The sequence below is a fragment of the Methylocystis sp. genome, assembly GCF_050246715.1.
In the GTDB taxonomy this organism is placed as follows: domain Bacteria; phylum Pseudomonadota; class Alphaproteobacteria; order Rhizobiales; family Beijerinckiaceae; genus Methylocystis.
This window is the reverse complement of record NZ_JBFWVN010000015.1, coordinates 26,908-42,346: the sequence shown is the minus strand read 5'-3', so window position 1 is coordinate 42,346 and position 15,439 is coordinate 26,908. Positions and strand designations below refer to the sequence as shown.

The 15,439-nt window shown below is 63.9% G+C and carries 12 protein-coding genes; 6 read left to right on the top strand and 6 right to left on the bottom strand.

From position 1 onward, the window contains the following. Positions 1 to 155: 155 nt before the first annotated feature. Positions 156 to 623: a DUF2721 domain-containing protein gene (locus AB7I51_RS07385; RefSeq protein ID WP_428403968.1), complete on the top strand. Its 468-nt coding sequence runs from the start codon at positions 156 to 158 to the stop codon at positions 621 to 623. On the opposite strand, the gene purB is transcribed toward AB7I51_RS07385, so the two are convergent. After that, positions 577 to 1,884 carry an adenylosuccinate lyase gene (purB, locus tag AB7I51_RS07380; protein ID WP_428403967.1) on the bottom strand — a complete coding sequence of 436 codons (1,308 nt, stop codon included), beginning with the start codon at positions 1,882 to 1,884 and terminating at the stop codon, positions 577 to 579. The genes AB7I51_RS07385 and purB overlap by 47 nt on opposite strands. 208 nt (positions 1,885 to 2,092) lie before the next feature. On the opposite strand from purB, the gene AB7I51_RS07375 reads away from it, so the two are divergent. Beyond that, positions 2,093 to 3,337, top strand: coding sequence for an NAD(P)/FAD-dependent oxidoreductase (locus AB7I51_RS07375; protein WP_428403966.1), 1,245 nt, complete (start codon positions 2,093 to 2,095; stop codon positions 3,335 to 3,337). Between the two features lie 2 nt (positions 3,338 to 3,339). Here AB7I51_RS07375 and AB7I51_RS07370 read toward each other — a convergent pair whose 3' ends face one another. Then, on the bottom strand, positions 3,340 to 3,750 hold the full coding sequence (locus AB7I51_RS07370; protein WP_428403965.1) for a DUF2794 domain-containing protein: 411 nt from the start codon (positions 3,748 to 3,750) through the stop codon (positions 3,340 to 3,342). A gap of 475 nt (positions 3,751 to 4,225) precedes the next feature. Between AB7I51_RS07370 and htpG the strand changes: the two genes are divergently transcribed. The 3 genes from htpG (at position 4,226) to AB7I51_RS07355 (ending at position 8,435) form a co-directional block, all read left to right on the top strand. Further along, positions 4,226 to 6,136, top strand: a complete 1,911-nt coding sequence (gene htpG, locus AB7I51_RS07365) for a molecular chaperone HtpG (RefSeq protein ID WP_428403964.1) — start codon at positions 4,226 to 4,228, stop codon at positions 6,134 to 6,136. 3 nt (positions 6,137 to 6,139) lie between these two features. Next, complete coding sequence (prmC, locus tag AB7I51_RS07360) at positions 6,140 to 7,048, top strand: peptide chain release factor N(5)-glutamine methyltransferase (protein WP_428403963.1); 909 nt, start codon at positions 6,140 to 6,142, stop codon at positions 7,046 to 7,048. Between the two features lie 529 nt (positions 7,049 to 7,577). Further along, positions 7,578 to 8,435, top strand: a complete 858-nt coding sequence (locus AB7I51_RS07355; RefSeq protein ID WP_428403962.1) for a DUF4167 domain-containing protein — start codon at positions 7,578 to 7,580, stop codon at positions 8,433 to 8,435. A 150-nt stretch (positions 8,436 to 8,585) separates the two neighbouring features. Here AB7I51_RS07355 and AB7I51_RS07350 read toward each other — a convergent pair whose 3' ends face one another. Further along, a complete protein-coding gene (locus AB7I51_RS07350; RefSeq protein ID WP_428403961.1) occupies positions 8,586 to 9,353 on the bottom strand; it encodes an MOSC domain-containing protein in 768 nt (255 codons plus the stop codon). A 206-nt stretch (positions 9,354 to 9,559) separates the two neighbouring features. Between AB7I51_RS07350 and clpB the strand changes: the two genes are divergently transcribed. Then, positions 9,560 to 12,181 carry an ATP-dependent chaperone ClpB gene (gene clpB / locus AB7I51_RS07345; protein ID WP_428403960.1) on the top strand — a complete coding sequence of 874 codons (2,622 nt, stop codon included), beginning with the start codon at positions 9,560 to 9,562 and terminating at the stop codon, positions 12,179 to 12,181. A gap of 150 nt (positions 12,182 to 12,331) precedes the next feature. Here the strand turns inward: clpB and AB7I51_RS07340 are convergent, their stop codons facing one another. Genes AB7I51_RS07340 through AB7I51_RS07330 form a run of 3 tightly spaced genes read right to left on the bottom strand, consistent with a single transcriptional unit; the run spans position 12,332 to position 15,265 of the window. Then, on the bottom strand, positions 12,332 to 13,942 hold the full coding sequence (locus AB7I51_RS07340; RefSeq protein WP_428403959.1) for a Na+/H+ antiporter: 1,611 nt from the start codon (positions 13,940 to 13,942) through the stop codon (positions 12,332 to 12,334). A 40-nt stretch (positions 13,943 to 13,982) separates the two neighbouring features. Next, complete coding sequence (gene coaA / locus AB7I51_RS07335) at positions 13,983 to 14,945, bottom strand: type I pantothenate kinase (RefSeq protein WP_428403958.1); 963 nt, start codon at positions 14,943 to 14,945, stop codon at positions 13,983 to 13,985. Further along, complete coding sequence (locus AB7I51_RS07330; protein WP_428403957.1) at positions 14,942 to 15,265, bottom strand: phosphoribosyl-ATP diphosphatase; 324 nt, start codon at positions 15,263 to 15,265, stop codon at positions 14,942 to 14,944. Before AB7I51_RS07330 ends, coaA begins: the two co-directional genes overlap by 4 nt. Between the last annotated feature and the right edge of the window lie 174 nt (positions 15,266 to 15,439).

The following is a 15,439-nucleotide window of genomic DNA, read 5'->3' as shown; positions in this document are numbered from 1 at the left end:
TTAAGGCTTTGCGGAGAAGTTTGGAAGAGACATGCGGCACGGGACCTATCGGACCAGGGCCATGACGCCGGCGCGAAAAAAGCCAACCGCCCATCGCGCGTCTTGCGGTATAAGCGCCGCAGAACTGGATACCTCCAACAGGGCCGTCGCCGACGATGTATTATTCGCCTTCGATCGAACAGCTTTCCACCGTGATCTCGCAGGTCACCGGTCCGGCCTTTCTGCTCGCGGCCGAGGCGCAGCTTTTAGATGTGCTCATCTCCCGCCTCGACCGGATCGTCGACCGTTCAAGAGAGATCGACGCGGAGGACGATCAGGTGCAGCCGCGTCTCAAGGCCGAACTGCCGGTCCTCAAAACGCGCGCGAAGCTGATACATCGCGCCATCTATTGGGGCGTTGGAAGTTGCATCGCGACGAGCGTCCTCGTCATTCTCGGCTTCGGCGCGGCCTTTCTGCACGTGCGTCATGAATATGGCGCAGGCTTTCTGTTCGCTGTCGCAATGATCCTCTTCACCGCCGCGCTCATCGTCTTCGCGAGAGAATTGCAGCTTGGGTTTTTGGAGATCGAGGGAAACGTCAACGCTCGTCGAAAACGCGAGCGAAAATCGTATCCACATGTTTGAAGTGGTACGAAAGATCGAAAAGCTCGTCCAACTCCTGCGGCGACAGTTTCGCGCTAACGTCCCTATCCGCGCCGAGCAGCGTGCGGAAATCCCCTTCGCCGCGCCAGACCGGCATGGCGTTTCGCTGCACCATCGCATAGGCGTCTTCGCGCGAGACGCCTTTTTGGGTCAGCGCGAGAAGCACGCGCTGCGAATGGATGAGGCCGCCGAGCTTTTCTAAATTCTTGCGCATGTTCTCCGGATAGACGACGAGATTTTCGATCACGCCTGTTAAACGCGCCAATGCGAAGTCGAGCGTCACGGTTGCGTCGGGCCCGATCATGCGCTCGACCGAAGAATGCGAAATATCGCGCTCATGCCACAGCGCGACATTCTCCATCGCCGGAATCGCCATGCCGCGCACGAGGCGCGCGAGGCCGGTCAGATTTTCGGTCAGCACCGGATTGCGCTTATGCGGCATGGCCGAAGAGCCTTTCTGCCCGGCGGAAAAAAATTCCTCCGCCTCCAAAACTTCGGTGCGCTGTAAATGACGGATTTCGATCGCCAGCCGTTCGACCGACGACGCGACGACGGCAAGCGTCGCGAAATAAGCCGCATGGCGGTCGCGCGGAATGACCTGCGTCGAGATCGGCTCGGGCGTGAGCCCCATCTTATGCGCCACATATTCTTCGACGCGCGGATCGATATTGGCGAAGGTGCCGACCGCGCCCGAAATCGCGCAGGTCGAAATTTCCTTGCGCGCCTCGACGAGCCGCGCGCGCGCACGGACGAATTCGGCGTAAGCCTGCGCCAGTTTCAGCCCGAAGGTCGTCGGCTCGGCGTGAATGCCGTGCGAGCGGCCGATCGTCGGCGTGTATTTGTGCTCATAGGCGCGGGTCTTGAGCGTGGCGAGCAGCGCGTCGACATCGGCGATCAGCAAATCCGCGGCGCGCGACAATTGCACCGCGAGACAGGTGTCGAGCACGTCGGACGACGTCATCCCCTGATGAACGAAGCGCGATTCGGCGCCGATGAATTCGCCGAGATGGGTCAGAAAGGCGATCACGTCATGTTTGGTGACGCGTTCGATCTCGTCGATCCGCGCCACGTCGAAGGCGACGAAATCCGCTTTGTCCCAGATCGCCTTGGCGCTCTCCTTAGGGATGACGCCGATTTCGGCGAGCGCGTCGCAGGCATAGGCCTCGATCTCGAACCAGATGCGAAACCGCGTTTGCGGCTCCCAAATGACCGTCATTTCGGGTCTGGAATAGCGGGGGATCATCAGGCGCCCTGAAATTCTGCGGAATGAAACAGGCGCCTAGCATGCGTGTTGCATCAAAGTCCATATATGAGGCGACCAAGCGAAGGGCGATCGGGTGAAGGGTTTCCTCATCCTGAGGAGCGTGCGCAGCACGCGTCTCGAAGGACGAGGAAGCCCGTTTTGCACATTTTTCCTCACCCAATTCCCCTGCGGCTAAGCTGGAGGATACATGAAGTCGACGGATGTGGTGGTTCTTGGCGCCGGCATCGTCGGCGTCAGCGCCGCGCTGCATCTGCAGGCGCGCGGCCAGGAGGTCGCGCTGATCGATCGCGCCGGCGCCGTCGGGCAGGAGACGAGCTTTGGCAACGCCGGGCTGATCGAGCGCTCCTCGCTCATCCCCTATCTTTTCCCGCGAGACCCGGCGCGGCTCATAAAATATGCGCTGAACCTTCTCCCCGAGGCGCATTACCATTTCTCGGCCCTCCCGGCGGTAGGGCCTTGGCTCCTGCGCTATTGGCGCGAAAGCGCGCCTGAGCGCGTGGAGCGAAATATCGAGGCGCGGCGCCCGCTGATCGAAAACAGCCTCAGCGAGCATGAGGCGTTGATCCAGCAGGCGGGCGCCGGGGAACTCCTGCGCAGAAACGGCTGGATCAAGCTGTTTCGCAGCGAGGAAAGCCTTGCGGCGGGATTTGCCGACGCGGAGCGGCTGCGCGCCTATGGCTTACATATCGACTCGCTCGATTCGGCTGGCGTCGCGGCGCTGGAGCCGGATTTCGCGCCGATCGCCGGCGGCGTCCATTATCGGGACACGGCTGGAATCGTCGATCCCGCCGCTCTGTCTAAGGCTTACGCCGACCTTTTCGTTTCACGCGGCGGCCAATTCATTGCCGGCGACGCCCGCAGCCTTTCGCAGGAGGCGAATGGACGCTGGCGCGTGGCGACGGCGGAAGGACCGCTTGCCGCCGGCGCGGCGGTCGTGACGCTCGGCCCCTGGTCGGACGCCATCTACGGGCCGCTCGGCTATAGCATCCCGCTTGGCTGGAAACGCGGCTATCACATGCATTACGCCGCAAAAGACGGCGCGAAGCTCAATCACACCATCCTCGACGCGGACGTCGGCTATCTCCTCGCGCCGATGCGTCGCGGCGTCAGGCTGACGAGCGGCGCCGAATTCGCCCGCCGCGACGCGCCGCCGACGCCCGTTCAGATCGAGATTTGCGAGCCCACAGCGCGCCGGCTGTTCCCGCTCGCCGAACGGCTCGACCCGGAGCCCTGGCGCGGCGCCCGGCCCTGTTTGCCCGACATGCTGCCGATCATCGGGCCCGCCCCGCGTCATCCTGGCCTGTGGTTCGATTTCGGCCACGCCCATCATGGGCTGACGCTCGGGCCGGTCTCCGGCCGGCTCCTCGCCGAAATGATAACTGGCGAGACGCCGTTCATCGATCCGACGCCCTATCGCGCCGATCGGTTTTAGATCTATTCCGCGCCGACGAGCCGCAGCGCGGGGTCCAAAACCCGCACCACCCGCGAGAGATCATGGCCGCGCCGGAGCACCAGGCCCGTCGCGGCGATGACTGAATAGGCACCCTGCCGACGCGCCAGCGCCGGATTCTTTTCGATTCGATAGAGCGGCGCCTCGCTCGAGCGTCGAAAAATCGAGAACACCGCCTTGGCCGACGTAAAGTCGATCGCATAGTCGCGCCATTCGCCCTGCGCGACTTTCGCTCCGTAGAGATTGAAGATGACGTTGAGTTCCGGCCGGCTGAATGAAACCGCAGCGCCGCGCTTGTCTCCCCGCGCTCCCTGCGCCGCGTCCGGCGAAGCGCCATTCACGACGACGAGCGCGGGTCGGGCTCGGCTGGGCTCCGTCGTCTCCGACTCCGCCATGCGTGACGCTCTCCTCAATGTCTTGCCGCCATGTTGGCAAGCGCGCATGCGGCGGGCAAGACTTAATGACGAGTTTGCGACGAAAATCTTTGCGGCCGTGCAACTGGATAAGATTTAGCCTGCAACAATCATACTTTCGCCGACATGGCGCCCCTTGCCAGACAAACGCGCCGCCCAAAATGAAGGTCATTGCCTCGACAGCTCGGGGCCTCGCGCTTTCGGTTTCGTCAGCCCCCCAGCCCCCCGAAAGCGTGCGGTTCCGAGATATAGAGGTCGTGGCGATGGTCGAGTCGGCCGGGAGTCTCGCTCCCGCGCCGGCTCGTCTACTTTTGGCCTTGGCAGGGGCGGTCGAGCGGGCTCAAGCGCGCCCTTGCAAAATTGCCGACCTTGCAAAATTCCCGACAATGACGAACTCAAGATGCGCCGACGCGCCGACCGCGACGCTGATTCCCTTTTGCTTTTCATTGGAGAGAACATGACCGACGACGCCGCTTCCGTCGAAAGCGCGGCCCCGGCCGCCCAGCCGCAAGCCGCCGCCGATTTCGGCTTCGAGGCTGATGTCGCGCGGCTTCTCGAATTGATGACGCATTCCGTCTATTCGGAGCGCGACGTCTTTTTGCGCGAGCTTGTCTCGAACGCCGCCGATGCTTGCGAAAAGCTGCGCTACGAGGCGCTTTCGGACGAAAAGCTCGCCGCCGAGGCCGGCCCGCCGCTCGTGACGATCTCGCTCGACAAGGACAAGCGCACCCTGACCGTCGCCGACAATGGCGTCGGCATGTCGCGCGAGGAGCTGATCAGCGCGCTCGGCACCATCGCCAATTCCGGAACCCGCGCCTTTCTCGACAAGCTCGGCAAGGAAAAGGACGAGGGCTTCATCGGCCAGTTCGGGGTTGGATTTTATTCCGCCTTCATGGTCGCCGACCGGGTGGAGGTCGCGACGCGGCGCGCCGGCGAGAATCAGGCCTGGCTATGGAGTTCCGAGGGCAAGGGCTCCTATCAGATCGCGCCGCTGCCGCTTGAAGACGCGCCCGCCGTCGGCACCCGCGTCACACTGCATCTCAACGAAGAGAGCGATGAGTTTCTCGACGGCTGGCGCGTCGAAAGCGTCGTGCGCGAACATTCGGGCGCGATCGCCGCGCCGATCGACCTCATCGCCGCGCCGGGCGAAGAGCCGCGGCGAATCACAGAGGGCGTCGCCCTGTGGACAAAGCCGAAGTCCGACATCACGCAGGAGCAATATGTAGACTTCTACCGGCAATTGTCCGGACAATTGGACGAGCCGGCGCTGATCGCCCATTGGCGCGCCGAAGGGCGCACCGAATATACGGTGCTGGCCTTTGTCCCCGGCGCGCGGCCTTTCGATCTCTTTGACCCGGCGCGAACCAGCAAATCAAAGCTTTACGTGCGCCGAGTGCTGATCTCGCGGGACATGGCGCTATTGCCGGCCTGGCTGCGATTCGCGCGCATCGTCGTCGACAGCGCCGACATTCCGCTCAATGTCTCGCGCGAGATGGTGCAGAAGAGCCCGGCCGTCGGCGCGATCGGCAAGGCGATCGCGACGCGCATGCTGCAGGAACTGAAAAAGCTCGCCGACGCCGAGCCAGAGAAATTCGCGCAAGTGTGGAGAGACTTCGGCGCCGTCCTCAAGGAAGGTCTGCATGAAGACCCGAGCCGCCGCGACGCTCTGTTCGAAATCGCCCGTTTCGCCTCGACCAAATCAGAGGAAAAGACCCGCACGCTCAAGGATTACGTCGCCGATCTGAGGAAGAATCAGACCGCGATCTATTATCTCGTCGGCGACGATATGAAGCGGCTGCGCGCCAGCCCGCAGCTCGAGGGATTCCGCGCGAGAGGCGTCGAGGTGCTGCTGCTCGACGACGCCGTCGACGCCTTCTGGGTGACGAGCGCTTTGGGCTTCGAGGGCAAGCCGTTCAAATCGGTGACCCAGGGCCAGGCCGACATCGACGCGATCGCGCTGGCCGACGACGCCAAAACCGAGGCTGCGGCGCCGGCCGACGTCGTTGATTTGCTTTCAGCGCTCAAGGAGACGCTCGTCGATTATGTCGACGACGTGCGCGCCTCGACCCGGCTGACCGACAGCGCCGTCTGCCTCGTGGCGCCGGATACCGGGTTCGATCGCCAATTGTCCCGCCTTCTGGCCGAACATGGTCAGGAAGCGGCCTTTGGAAAGCCGGTTTTGGAGGTCAACCCGAGACATGAGGCGATCATCGCGCTGGCCGGCGCCCTGCGCGACAAAGGGCGCGAGGCGACCCGCGACGAGCAGCTTCTACTCTTCGACCTCGCGCGCGTCGCGGACGGCGAGCATCCGGTCGATGCGGCGGCTTTCGCGAAACGGCTGGCGACGCTTCTCGCCAATAAGGGATAGGGCATGACCTCGGGCGTTGGGAAAATGGCGACGGCGAACAGCGAGCCGCTCCCGACGCGAATCGAGGCGATCGCGATGGCCGCGGATGATCTCGAGGCCGCGGGCGTCGCCCATCCGCAGGACGAGGCGCGCGCCCTTCTGCGCGGCGCTGCGGCGCTGACCCGGCTCGAACTCGCTCTGGCACCCCGCGCGCCGCTGACGGAGGACGAATCGCGCATCCTTGCCGACTATGTGGCGCGGCGAATCGCCCGCGAACCCCTGTCGCGCATTCTGCGCGAGCGCGGATTCTGGACGCTCGATCTTATCGTCGCGCCTGGCGTGCTCGATCCGCGGCCCGACACCGAAACGCTGGTCGAAACCGCGCTGAGCCTCGTCGCCGAAAAACGCGAAGCGCCGCTCTCGATACTCGATCTCGGCTCCGGCTCGGGGGCCATCGCCTGCGCGCTACTCAGCGAGCTTCCGGCCGCCAACGCGCTCGCCGTCGATCTTTCACCGGAAGCCTGCGCGGCGACCGCCACAAATCTCGCCCGCTGCGGCCTCTCCGATCGCGCAAGCGTCATGCGCGGCCGCTGGGCCGAGGCGCTTTGCGGTCGTTTCGACCTCATCGTCTCCAATCCGCCTTATGTGCGGAGCGGCGACATCGCAGGGCTCGACCCCGAGGTGCGACTGTATGATCCGGCGCTGGCGCTCGACGGCGGCGCCGACGGGCTCGACTGCTATCGAGACATTATCCGCGATCTGCCGCGGCTGCTGGCAGAAAACGCCTTTGTCCTTTTCGAAGTCGGTTTCGACCAAGCCGCGAGCGTCGCCGAGCTATTGGGCGCTCAGGGGCTCCAAGTCGAGCGCGTCGCCCACGACGCCGGCGGACATGAAAGGATTGTCGCAGCGCGGTTTGCGCCCGCGCCGACGTGACATATTGGCTACAGTACTCCCTTTTTTGGCCCGCTGTTCGGCGCACGGTCTTGTTGGGGGGCGCCCCCTCCACTATAGTCATTTCAGGTCCAGCCGATCGCCGACTTCGAGAATGAACCTCGAACCTTTGGCTCCGCTTCGCGAACGGAAGCCCGAAACGACCGGCGGGAGCAAAGTCGAAATCGACATGAGAGCGCCGGAGTGAGGCCACTTCGATCGTCGCTGGGCGTTATGCGCCAGGCAGGCAGACGCCATCCCGTTGCGCTTAGGGTCGTGAATTCGCGCTGAGGGGTATTGGCGCAGAACAACGCGGGGCCGCCGATTGCGGCCGACTTGAGGACATTCGACTCGCGCGCGCCGCTCTTGAAGCTGGCTGTCCGGGAACACGGGTCGCTGTCGCGCGGTCGTTTGGCGTTAGCGGCTTCTGGCGAAGGAATTTGGCGGCGGCGTTCTTGATAAGGCCGCGCAGGCGAAAGCCGAGCGTGGCGAGATTGCGGGGAGTTTGATGAGACCAGGACAGAACAAGAGAATGCGCGGACGCAACGGCCGCAAAGGGCCTAATCCGCTGACGCGATCCTATGAGTCCAATGGCCCCGACGTGAAGATTCGCGGCACGGCTCAACATGTCGCCGAAAAATATTTACAGCTCGCGCGAGATGCGCAGTCTTCCGGCGACACGATCATGGCCGAGAGCCTGCTGCAGCATGCGGAGCACTATTTCCGGCTGATCGCCGCCGCGCAGCAGCAGGTCAACGGCTATGCGCGTCCGCAGTATGAAGCGGAAGTTGAAACCAGCGAGGACGACGACGATTTCGCCGCGCTGCCCGACCGTTTCGCGCCACTTTCGGAGCGGCTGCCGGCACCGGCCTATCAGCCGCAGCCGCAGCAGCAGCCCTTCGCGCCGCAGCCGCATTTCGCCGCGCCGCAGCCCCAGCCTCAGCCTTTCGAGGAGCGCCCGATCGGCGACATGCAGCGCCCGGAACGGCCCGAGCGTCCGCAGCGGTCTGAGCGGCCCGAGCGGCAGGCTTTTGGCCGGGACCGCAACGCCGAAGGCGGCGACCGCCCGCGTCATCAGGGCTACGACCGCAGCCGCGACCGCCGTTTTCAGCCGCGCGCCGAGGCCGGCGCCGCCGAGGGCGGCGCGGGAGCCGCGCTTCCGTCATTCATAACCGCGCCGGCGGCTTCTCGCCCCGTTCCGAGCGAAGGCGCGGAGCCCTCGGTCGAGCGCGAAAACGCGCCGCGCGATCATGAGGGCGGGGTCAATTATCATCTGAGTTCGCGTCGTCGCCGGCGGCCGCGCCCGCCGATGGATGATGTCGCCAGCGGGTCGCGGGAAGATGATGCGCCGGAGGTCGGCGAGCTTCCGCTGGAGCCCGATCGTTTTTAAGTCGTCGCCGCGAATGAAATGCCCCAACTCCGGCTTGTTCGCGATGCTGCGCGCCTGGAGGCGCGCGGTCCAAGGGCGTCGCGTGTTGGACCGCGCGCCTCGAGGCGCGCCAAGGTTCCTGCTACCGATTCAGTTATTTCATGGCGTCGACTAAGGCCCCGCTGCAACGACGTTGATCGCGTCGCCCGCGGCGATGTGGCCGCCCTGCGCCACCCGCGCATAGACGCCGCAATCGATATGGCCGAAGTTCGCGCGCAGCGTCTGGACGAGGTCCATGTCGCGCCGCCCGGTTCCGGGCTCAACCCCCGTCGCCGCGCAACGGTCGGTCATTTTGAGAATTTCAAGCCGCGCGCCGCCGATCGCGAGCGTCCGACCAAGCAGCGCCGCCTCGGCCCAGGGGGCCATGTCCTCAACATAGAGATTGGCGCGAAAACGCAGCGGATCGACCACCGCCTTTGCCGCCTGCGCGATGGCGGCGACGCTCGCCAGATTGACGAGCGAGACGAAGCCGGATTTCGAATCAGTGAAGCGAAAACTGCCTGGCGCCGCGAGAAGCCGCACGGGACCCCGAATTTCCGAGTCGAGAAAGCCTGTGAGGAAGGCTTCGATGGCTTCGCGACCTTCGGCCGACCGCAAATCTCCACGTGCGACCTCGTCACCGTCTTGCTCGATCATCAATATGCCTGTCGCCGCGTCGTAGCGCGTCGCTAGACCAGCGAGCGCGGCGTTCCTCATCAGCATCAGGAATTTGATCTTGGGCTGATGTTCGGGCGCCGAGGGATTAAAGCCTGACGGCCCGTTTTCCAGCGCGAACAGCCGGTCGCCGGGAAAATAGCCGTCGGCTTCGAGAGCGGCGGCGTCGAGCGGCTCGGGCGAAAGGCCCTTCACTGGATAGCGGTAGATTGCGGCGACGCGCATGCGAACTCCGGTGGACATCGGCAGCGACAATACGTCCTGGCGAAGCGGCGGCAAATTGCGGCGCTTGCGCCCCAACCGGGCCTTTTCATATGGCCCCAACTTCCCATATCGAGCACGAGGGCCGCCGCAAGGGGTCCTCTCACAAAATATTGGACGCGAGGCGCGCCGCTCGAAGAAGGGCCGCCTCATGGTCAGAGGGGCGATGAATGAACTTTGAGAAATACACCGAACGCGCGCGCGGTTTCGTGCAGAGCGCGCAGGCGATGGCGACGCGCGAAGGCCATCAGCAGTTTACCCCCGAACATATTCTGAAAGTCCTGCTCGACGACGAGCATGGCCTTTCCGCCGGGCTGATCGACCACGCAGGCGGCCGGTCGCGAGAGGCGCTGGCGAAGACTGAGGCCGCGCTCGCCAAATTGCCGAAAGTCGGCGGCTCCGGCGCAGGCCAGCTCTATCTTGCGCCGGCGACGGCGCGGCTCTTCGACAACGCCGAGAAGCTCGCCCAGAAGGCGGGAGATTCTTACGTCACCGTCGAGCGACTGCTGCTGGCGCTGGCGATGGAGAAGGATTCGGAGGCGGCGCGCATTTTGAGCGACGCGGGCGTGACGCCGCAGACGCTGAACGCCGCGATCGAGGATTTGCGCAAGGGCCGCACGGCGGATTCGGCTTCCGCCGAAAACGCCTATGACGCGCTAAAGAAATACGCCCGCGACCTGACTGAAGCGGCGCGCGAGGGCAAGCTCGATCCGGTCATCGGCCGCGACGAGGAGATTCGCCGCACCGTGCAGGTGCTGTCGCGGCGCACCAAGAACAATCCTGTGCTGATCGGCGAACCAGGCGTCGGCAAGACGGCGATCGTCGAAGGCCTCGCTTTGCGCATCGTCAATGGCGACGTGCCGGAATCGCTCGAAGACAAGAAGCTGCTCGCGCTCGACATGGGCGCGCTGATCGCCGGCGCGAAATATCGCGGCGAATTCGAGGAGCGGCTCAAAGCGGTACTCAATGAGATCACCGCCGCCGCCGGCAAGATCATCCTGTTCATCGACGAGATGCATACGCTCGTCGGCGCCGGCAAGGCGGATGGCGCGATGGACGCCTCCAATCTGCTCAAGCCGGCGCTGGCGCGCGGCGAATTGCATTGCGTCGGCGCGACGACGCTCGACGAATATCGCAAGCATGTCGAAAAGGACGCGGCGCTGGCGCGGCGCTTCCAGCCGGTCTTCGTCGACGAGCCGACGGTCGAGGACACGATCTCGATCCTGCGCGGGTTGAAGGAGAAATACGAACTCCATCACGGCGTGCGCATCACCGACAGCGCGATCGTCGCCGCCGCGACGCTGTCGAACCGCTATATTTCCGACCGCTTCCTGCCGGACAAGGCGATCGACCTCATCGACGAAGCGTCGTCGCGTCTGCGCATGCAGATCGACTCGAAGCCCGAAGAGCTCGACGAACTCGATCGGCGCATCATTCAGCTCAAGATTGAGCAGGAAGCCTTAAAGAAGGAGACCGATGCGGCCTCGAAGGACCGTCTGTCGAAGCTCGAAGGCGAGCTTGCCGAACTCGAAGAGAAATCGACGGCGCTGACCGCGCGCTGGCGGGCGGAGAAGGACAAGCTCGGAACGGCGCAGAAGCTCAAGGAGCAGCTTGAAGCGGCGCGCAACGAACTGGCGCAGGCGCAGCGGCGCGGCGAATATCAGCGCGCCGGTGAACTGACCTATGGCGTGATTCCCGACCTCGAAAAGAAGCTCGGCGAGACCGAAAAGGAGGCAGACACGCTCGTTGACGAAGCGGTCACCGCCGATGACGTGGCGCAGGTCGTCTCGCGCTGGACCGGCGTGCCGGTCGACAAAATGCTCGAAGGCGAACGCGAGAAGCTTCTCCATATGGAGGACGAGCTTGCAAAGCGCGTCGTCGGGCAGCATGACGCGGTCGTGGCGGTGTCGACTGCGGTGCGCCGCGCGCGCGCCGGGTTGCAGGACCCCAACCGTCCGATCGGCAGCTTCATCTTTCTCGGGCCCACCGGCGTCGGCAAGACCGAACTGACCAAGGCGCTGGCGAGCTTCCTCTTCGACGACGAGACCGCGATGGTGCGGCTCGACATGTCGGAATATATGGAGAAGCATTCGGTGGCGCGGCTCATCGGCGCGCCGCCCGGCTATGTCGGCTATGAAGAAGGCGGCGCTTTGACCGAGGCGGTCCGCCGCAGGCCCTATCAGGTCGTGCTCTTCGATGAAATCGAGAAGGCGCATCCTGACGTGTTCAACGTGCTGTTGCAGGTGCTCGACGACGGACGCCTCACCGACGGCCAGGGCCGAACCGTCGATTTCAAGAACACGCTGATCATCATGACGTCGAATCTCGGTTCGGAATTCCTCGTCATGCAGAAGGAGGGCGAAGATTCCTCCGCCGTGCATGACGAGGTCATGCAGGTGGTGCGGGCGCATTTCAGGCCGGAGTTCCTGAACCGCGTCGACGAGATCATCCTGTTCAACCGCCTGCAGCGCGAGGACATGGGCGCGATCGTCGACATCCAGGTCAAGCGGCTGCAGAAGCTCCTCGAAGATCGCAAGATCACGCTGCATCTCGATTCGAAGGCGCGCGACTGGCTGGCGGCGAAGGGCTATGACCCGACTTATGGCGCGAGGCCGCTAAAGCGCGTCATGCAGAAGGAGCTGCAGGATGCGCTCGCCGAGCGCCTCCTCGCCGGCGAGATCATCGACGGCGCGACCGTGGAAGTTTCGGCCGACGCTTCAGGCCTTGTCATCGACGGCAAGTCGACGCATGGCCGCGCCGCGCCGCTGCTGCGCACGGTGGGGAACGCTTAAGTATCCCGCGCATGTCATTCCCGGCAGGCCGAAGGCCTGACCGGGAATCCAGAGCCAATCCAAGAACGTTGGCGTTGCTCTGGATTCCCGATCGCGCTTCGCTCGTCTGGAATGACAGCTGAGCGTTTCAAAAAAAAATGCCTATCGCCGCTACCACAGCCGCTCCGCGCGGCGGTTCAGCACATCCGCCTCGCGCAGATCGAGTTCGCGTTCGATACGACGGCGGGCTTCGTCTTTGAGTTTGCCTTCCCGCAGCAGCGCATTGATCAGATCGCGCTCCTCAGTGATGAGCAGCAGGTCGATATCGTCGTGACGCTCGATCAACTCGCGGCGCTCTTCGTGAATGTCGCACTTCATACGCACGCGCGACGAAAAATAGTCCTGCTGCGCGCGAAGCGTCAGCATCGCTTCTTCGGGAATGTCGTTCTCGGCGCCGAGAATCGCAAGTTTTGCGCTCGAAGCTTCAATCGCCGCGTGACGGGCGCGCAGCTCCTCGGCGCGGTGGAGAAGGCGTTCCTGCATGCCGGCTTTGGCCAAACCGGTTTTGCGAATGATCCAAGGCATCGCGGAGCCTTGAAGGACGAGCGTCACCATCACGACGAAAAAGGCGATAAAAAAGATCGCGTCGCGGTAGGGAAACGGCTCGCCCTGCGCCGTCGCGAATGGAATCGCCAGCGCCGCGGCGAGCGAGACGATGCCGCGCACGCCGGTGAAGGAAATGATAAACGGCCATTGCCAGGGTGGCGCGGGATCGCGTCGCGCAAGCGGCGGAATGAGCCAGCGCGGCAGATAGGTGAGCGGAAAAATCCACACGAAGCGGGCTAGAATCACGACGAGCGAGACGACCGCGGCGGACGCCGCCAATTCGCTCAGTGAATGATCCTGAATGCGCGAAGCAAGCGCCTGCGCCTGCAAACCGGTGAAGAGAAATACGAGCCCTTCGATCAAAAAGAGGAAGAAATCCCAGAAGAACACGCCTTGCAAGCGCGTGGCGGCGCTGATCAGCCTCGGCCCGTTCCAGCTGATGTAAAGGCCGGTCGCCACCGTCGCGATGACGCCCGAACCGCCGAGCTGTTCGGGCGGCCAATAGGCAAGGTAAGGCGTAATCAGCGACAGCGTGATCTCGATGCGCGGATCGCGCATGAGGCGGCGCATGCGCAGCATCGACCAGCCGACGACGACGCCCCAGGCGATCTCGCCGACGATGATTGCGGCGAATGTCTCGCCCGCCTGCGCAAGAGAAAAAGTGCCGACGCTGACCGCCGCCACCGCGAAGCGATAGAGCACCAGCGCCGTCGCGTCATTGGCGAGGCCCTCGCCTTCCAGGATCACAAGGATGCGCCGCGGCATTTGCATGCGCCGCGCAATGGCGAGCGGCGCGACGGCGTCGGGCGGCGAGACGATCGCGCCGAGCACGAATCCGACCGCCAGAGGCCAGCCAAGCAGCCAATTCGTCGCCGCGGAAACGGCGATGGTGGTGAAGACGACGCAGCCGACGGCGAGCAGCAGGATCGGCCACAGATTGAACTTGAACTCCCGCCAGCTCATGTTGATCGCGGAAATGTAGATCACCGGCGGCAGCACCAGGAGCAGCACGAATTGCGGCTCGAGCACAAAGGGCGGCACGCCGGGCGCGACGGCGATCAGCACGCCCGTCGCAACGAGCAGGATCGGCGAGGCGACGCCCGAGCGTAAGGCGAGGAAAGCGACGAAAGCCACCGCCGCCAGCAGAAACACCAGTATTTGCAGACCCGCGAGCATGCGCGCACCCCCGTCGCCCGCGCTCGGCGTGACGCCGAGCCTATAGCTTTCGCAGCGAGACTTCCTCGATCCTGTGATCGGCGCCCTTGGTCAGGATCAAACTTGCGCGCGGTCGGGTCGGGGCGATGTTCTGGCGCAAATTCTCAAGATTGATGCGCGTCCAAATGTCTTTGGCGACGTGCATCGTCTCCTCTTCGCCAAGATCGGCATAGACCCGGAAGTAAGACTTCGGATCGCGGAACGCGGTCTGCTGCAGCCGTCGGAAACGCTCCACATACCAGTGCTCCAGCACGTCCTCGCGCGCGTCGAGATAGACCGAGAAATCGAAAAAGTCCGAAACGAAGGGAATTTCGCGGCCATCGCGCGGGCGCGGCGCAAGCAGAACATTGACGCCCTCGACAATGAGAATGTCGGGCCGGTCTACGCAGGTCGCCTCTCCTTCGACCACGTCATAGGTCATATGCGAATAGACCGGCGCGCAGACGTTGCGCCGGCCGGCCTTTACGTCGGAGAGAAATCGCAACAGAGATTTATTGTCGTAGCTTTCCGGAAAGCCTTTCTTGTCCATGAGCCTTTCGGCTTCGAGGATTCTGTTGGGGAGGAGAAATCCGTCGGTGGTGACGAGTTCGACCTTCGGCGTGTTCGGCCAGCGCGACAGCAAGGCGCGCAACACGCGCGCCGTCGTGGATTTTCCCACCGCGACCGAGCCCGCAACGCCTATGATGTAGGGAACCTTGCCGTCTTCGGCGCCAAGAAAGCGCTGCGTCGCCTTGAAGAGGCCTTGCGTCGCGGCGACATAGAGCGCGAGCAGTCGCGACAGCGGCAGATAGATTTCGATGACTTCTTCGAGCGAGATCGGATCGTTGAGCGATTTCAGCCGGGCGAGATCGTCGAGCGTCAGCGTGAGCGGCGTATCGGCGCGCAGCGCCGCCCATTCGGCGCGCGTAAAGTGCCGGTAGGGAGACAGAGCCTCGCTGTTGGGAACGAGCTCCGCCGCCGTCATTCCTTGGCTCCGCGCGCGGCTTTCTCCGCAAGGCCGGATTGTTGCGTGCGCCGCTCCAGCTCGCGCACGACATCGTCAAGAGAGACATCGCGCGCTTCGAGCATGACGAGGAGATGGTAGAGCGTGTCGGCGGCTTCATTGATGAGCGCCCTACGATCGCCCTCCATCGCCGCGATGACGGCTTCCACCGCCTCTTCACCGAATTTTTTGGCGATCTTCGCCATGCCGGCGTCGAGCAGGGTCTTCGTATAAGAGGTCGAAGCGCTGTCGTTGCGCCGCGATTTGATCAGCGCCGCGAGGTCGTCGAGAGCGAAGGTCATTGAAAGCCCACTCCCCAGCCCTCCCCCGCTTCGCGGGAGAGGGAGCTGATTCGGATTCCGGCTGATCCGTTCGCTAGGACCATGTCCTTCCCGACAGGCCGAAGGCCTGACGGGGAATCCAGAGCCGACGCAGCAATGCTGGGCTTACTCTGGATTCCCGATCGCGCGCATTGC

Excerpts from the sequence above, each read along its gene's own strand:
- AB7I51_RS07385 (WP_428403968.1), top strand. The coding sequence starts at position 156 with ATGTATTATTCGCCTTCGATCGAACAGCTTTCCACCGTGATCTCGCAG.
- purB (WP_428403967.1), bottom strand. The coding sequence starts at position 1,884 with ATGATCCCCCGCTATTCCAGACCCGAAATGACGGTCATTTGGGAGCCG.
- AB7I51_RS07375 (WP_428403966.1), top strand. The coding sequence starts at position 2,093 with ATGAAGTCGACGGATGTGGTGGTTCTTGGCGCCGGCATCGTCGGCGTC.
- AB7I51_RS07370 (WP_428403965.1), bottom strand. The coding sequence starts at position 3,750 with ATGGCGGAGTCGGAGACGACGGAGCCCAGCCGAGCCCGACCCGCGCTC.
- htpG (WP_428403964.1), top strand. The coding sequence starts at position 4,226 with ATGACCGACGACGCCGCTTCCGTCGAAAGCGCGGCCCCGGCCGCCCAG.
- prmC (WP_428403963.1), top strand. The coding sequence starts at position 6,140 with ATGACCTCGGGCGTTGGGAAAATGGCGACGGCGAACAGCGAGCCGCTC.
- AB7I51_RS07355 (WP_428403962.1), top strand. The coding sequence starts at position 7,578 with ATGCGCGGACGCAACGGCCGCAAAGGGCCTAATCCGCTGACGCGATCC.
- AB7I51_RS07350 (WP_428403961.1), bottom strand. The coding sequence starts at position 9,353 with ATGCGCGTCGCCGCAATCTACCGCTATCCAGTGAAGGGCCTTTCGCCC.
- clpB (WP_428403960.1), top strand. The coding sequence starts at position 9,560 with ATGAACTTTGAGAAATACACCGAACGCGCGCGCGGTTTCGTGCAGAGC.
- AB7I51_RS07340 (WP_428403959.1), bottom strand. The coding sequence starts at position 13,942 with ATGCTCGCGGGTCTGCAAATACTGGTGTTTCTGCTGGCGGCGGTGGCT.
- coaA (WP_428403958.1), bottom strand. The coding sequence starts at position 14,945 with ATGACGGCGGCGGAGCTCGTTCCCAACAGCGAGGCTCTGTCTCCCTAC.
- AB7I51_RS07330 (WP_428403957.1), bottom strand. The coding sequence starts at position 15,265 with ATGACCTTCGCTCTCGACGACCTCGCGGCGCTGATCAAATCGCGGCGC.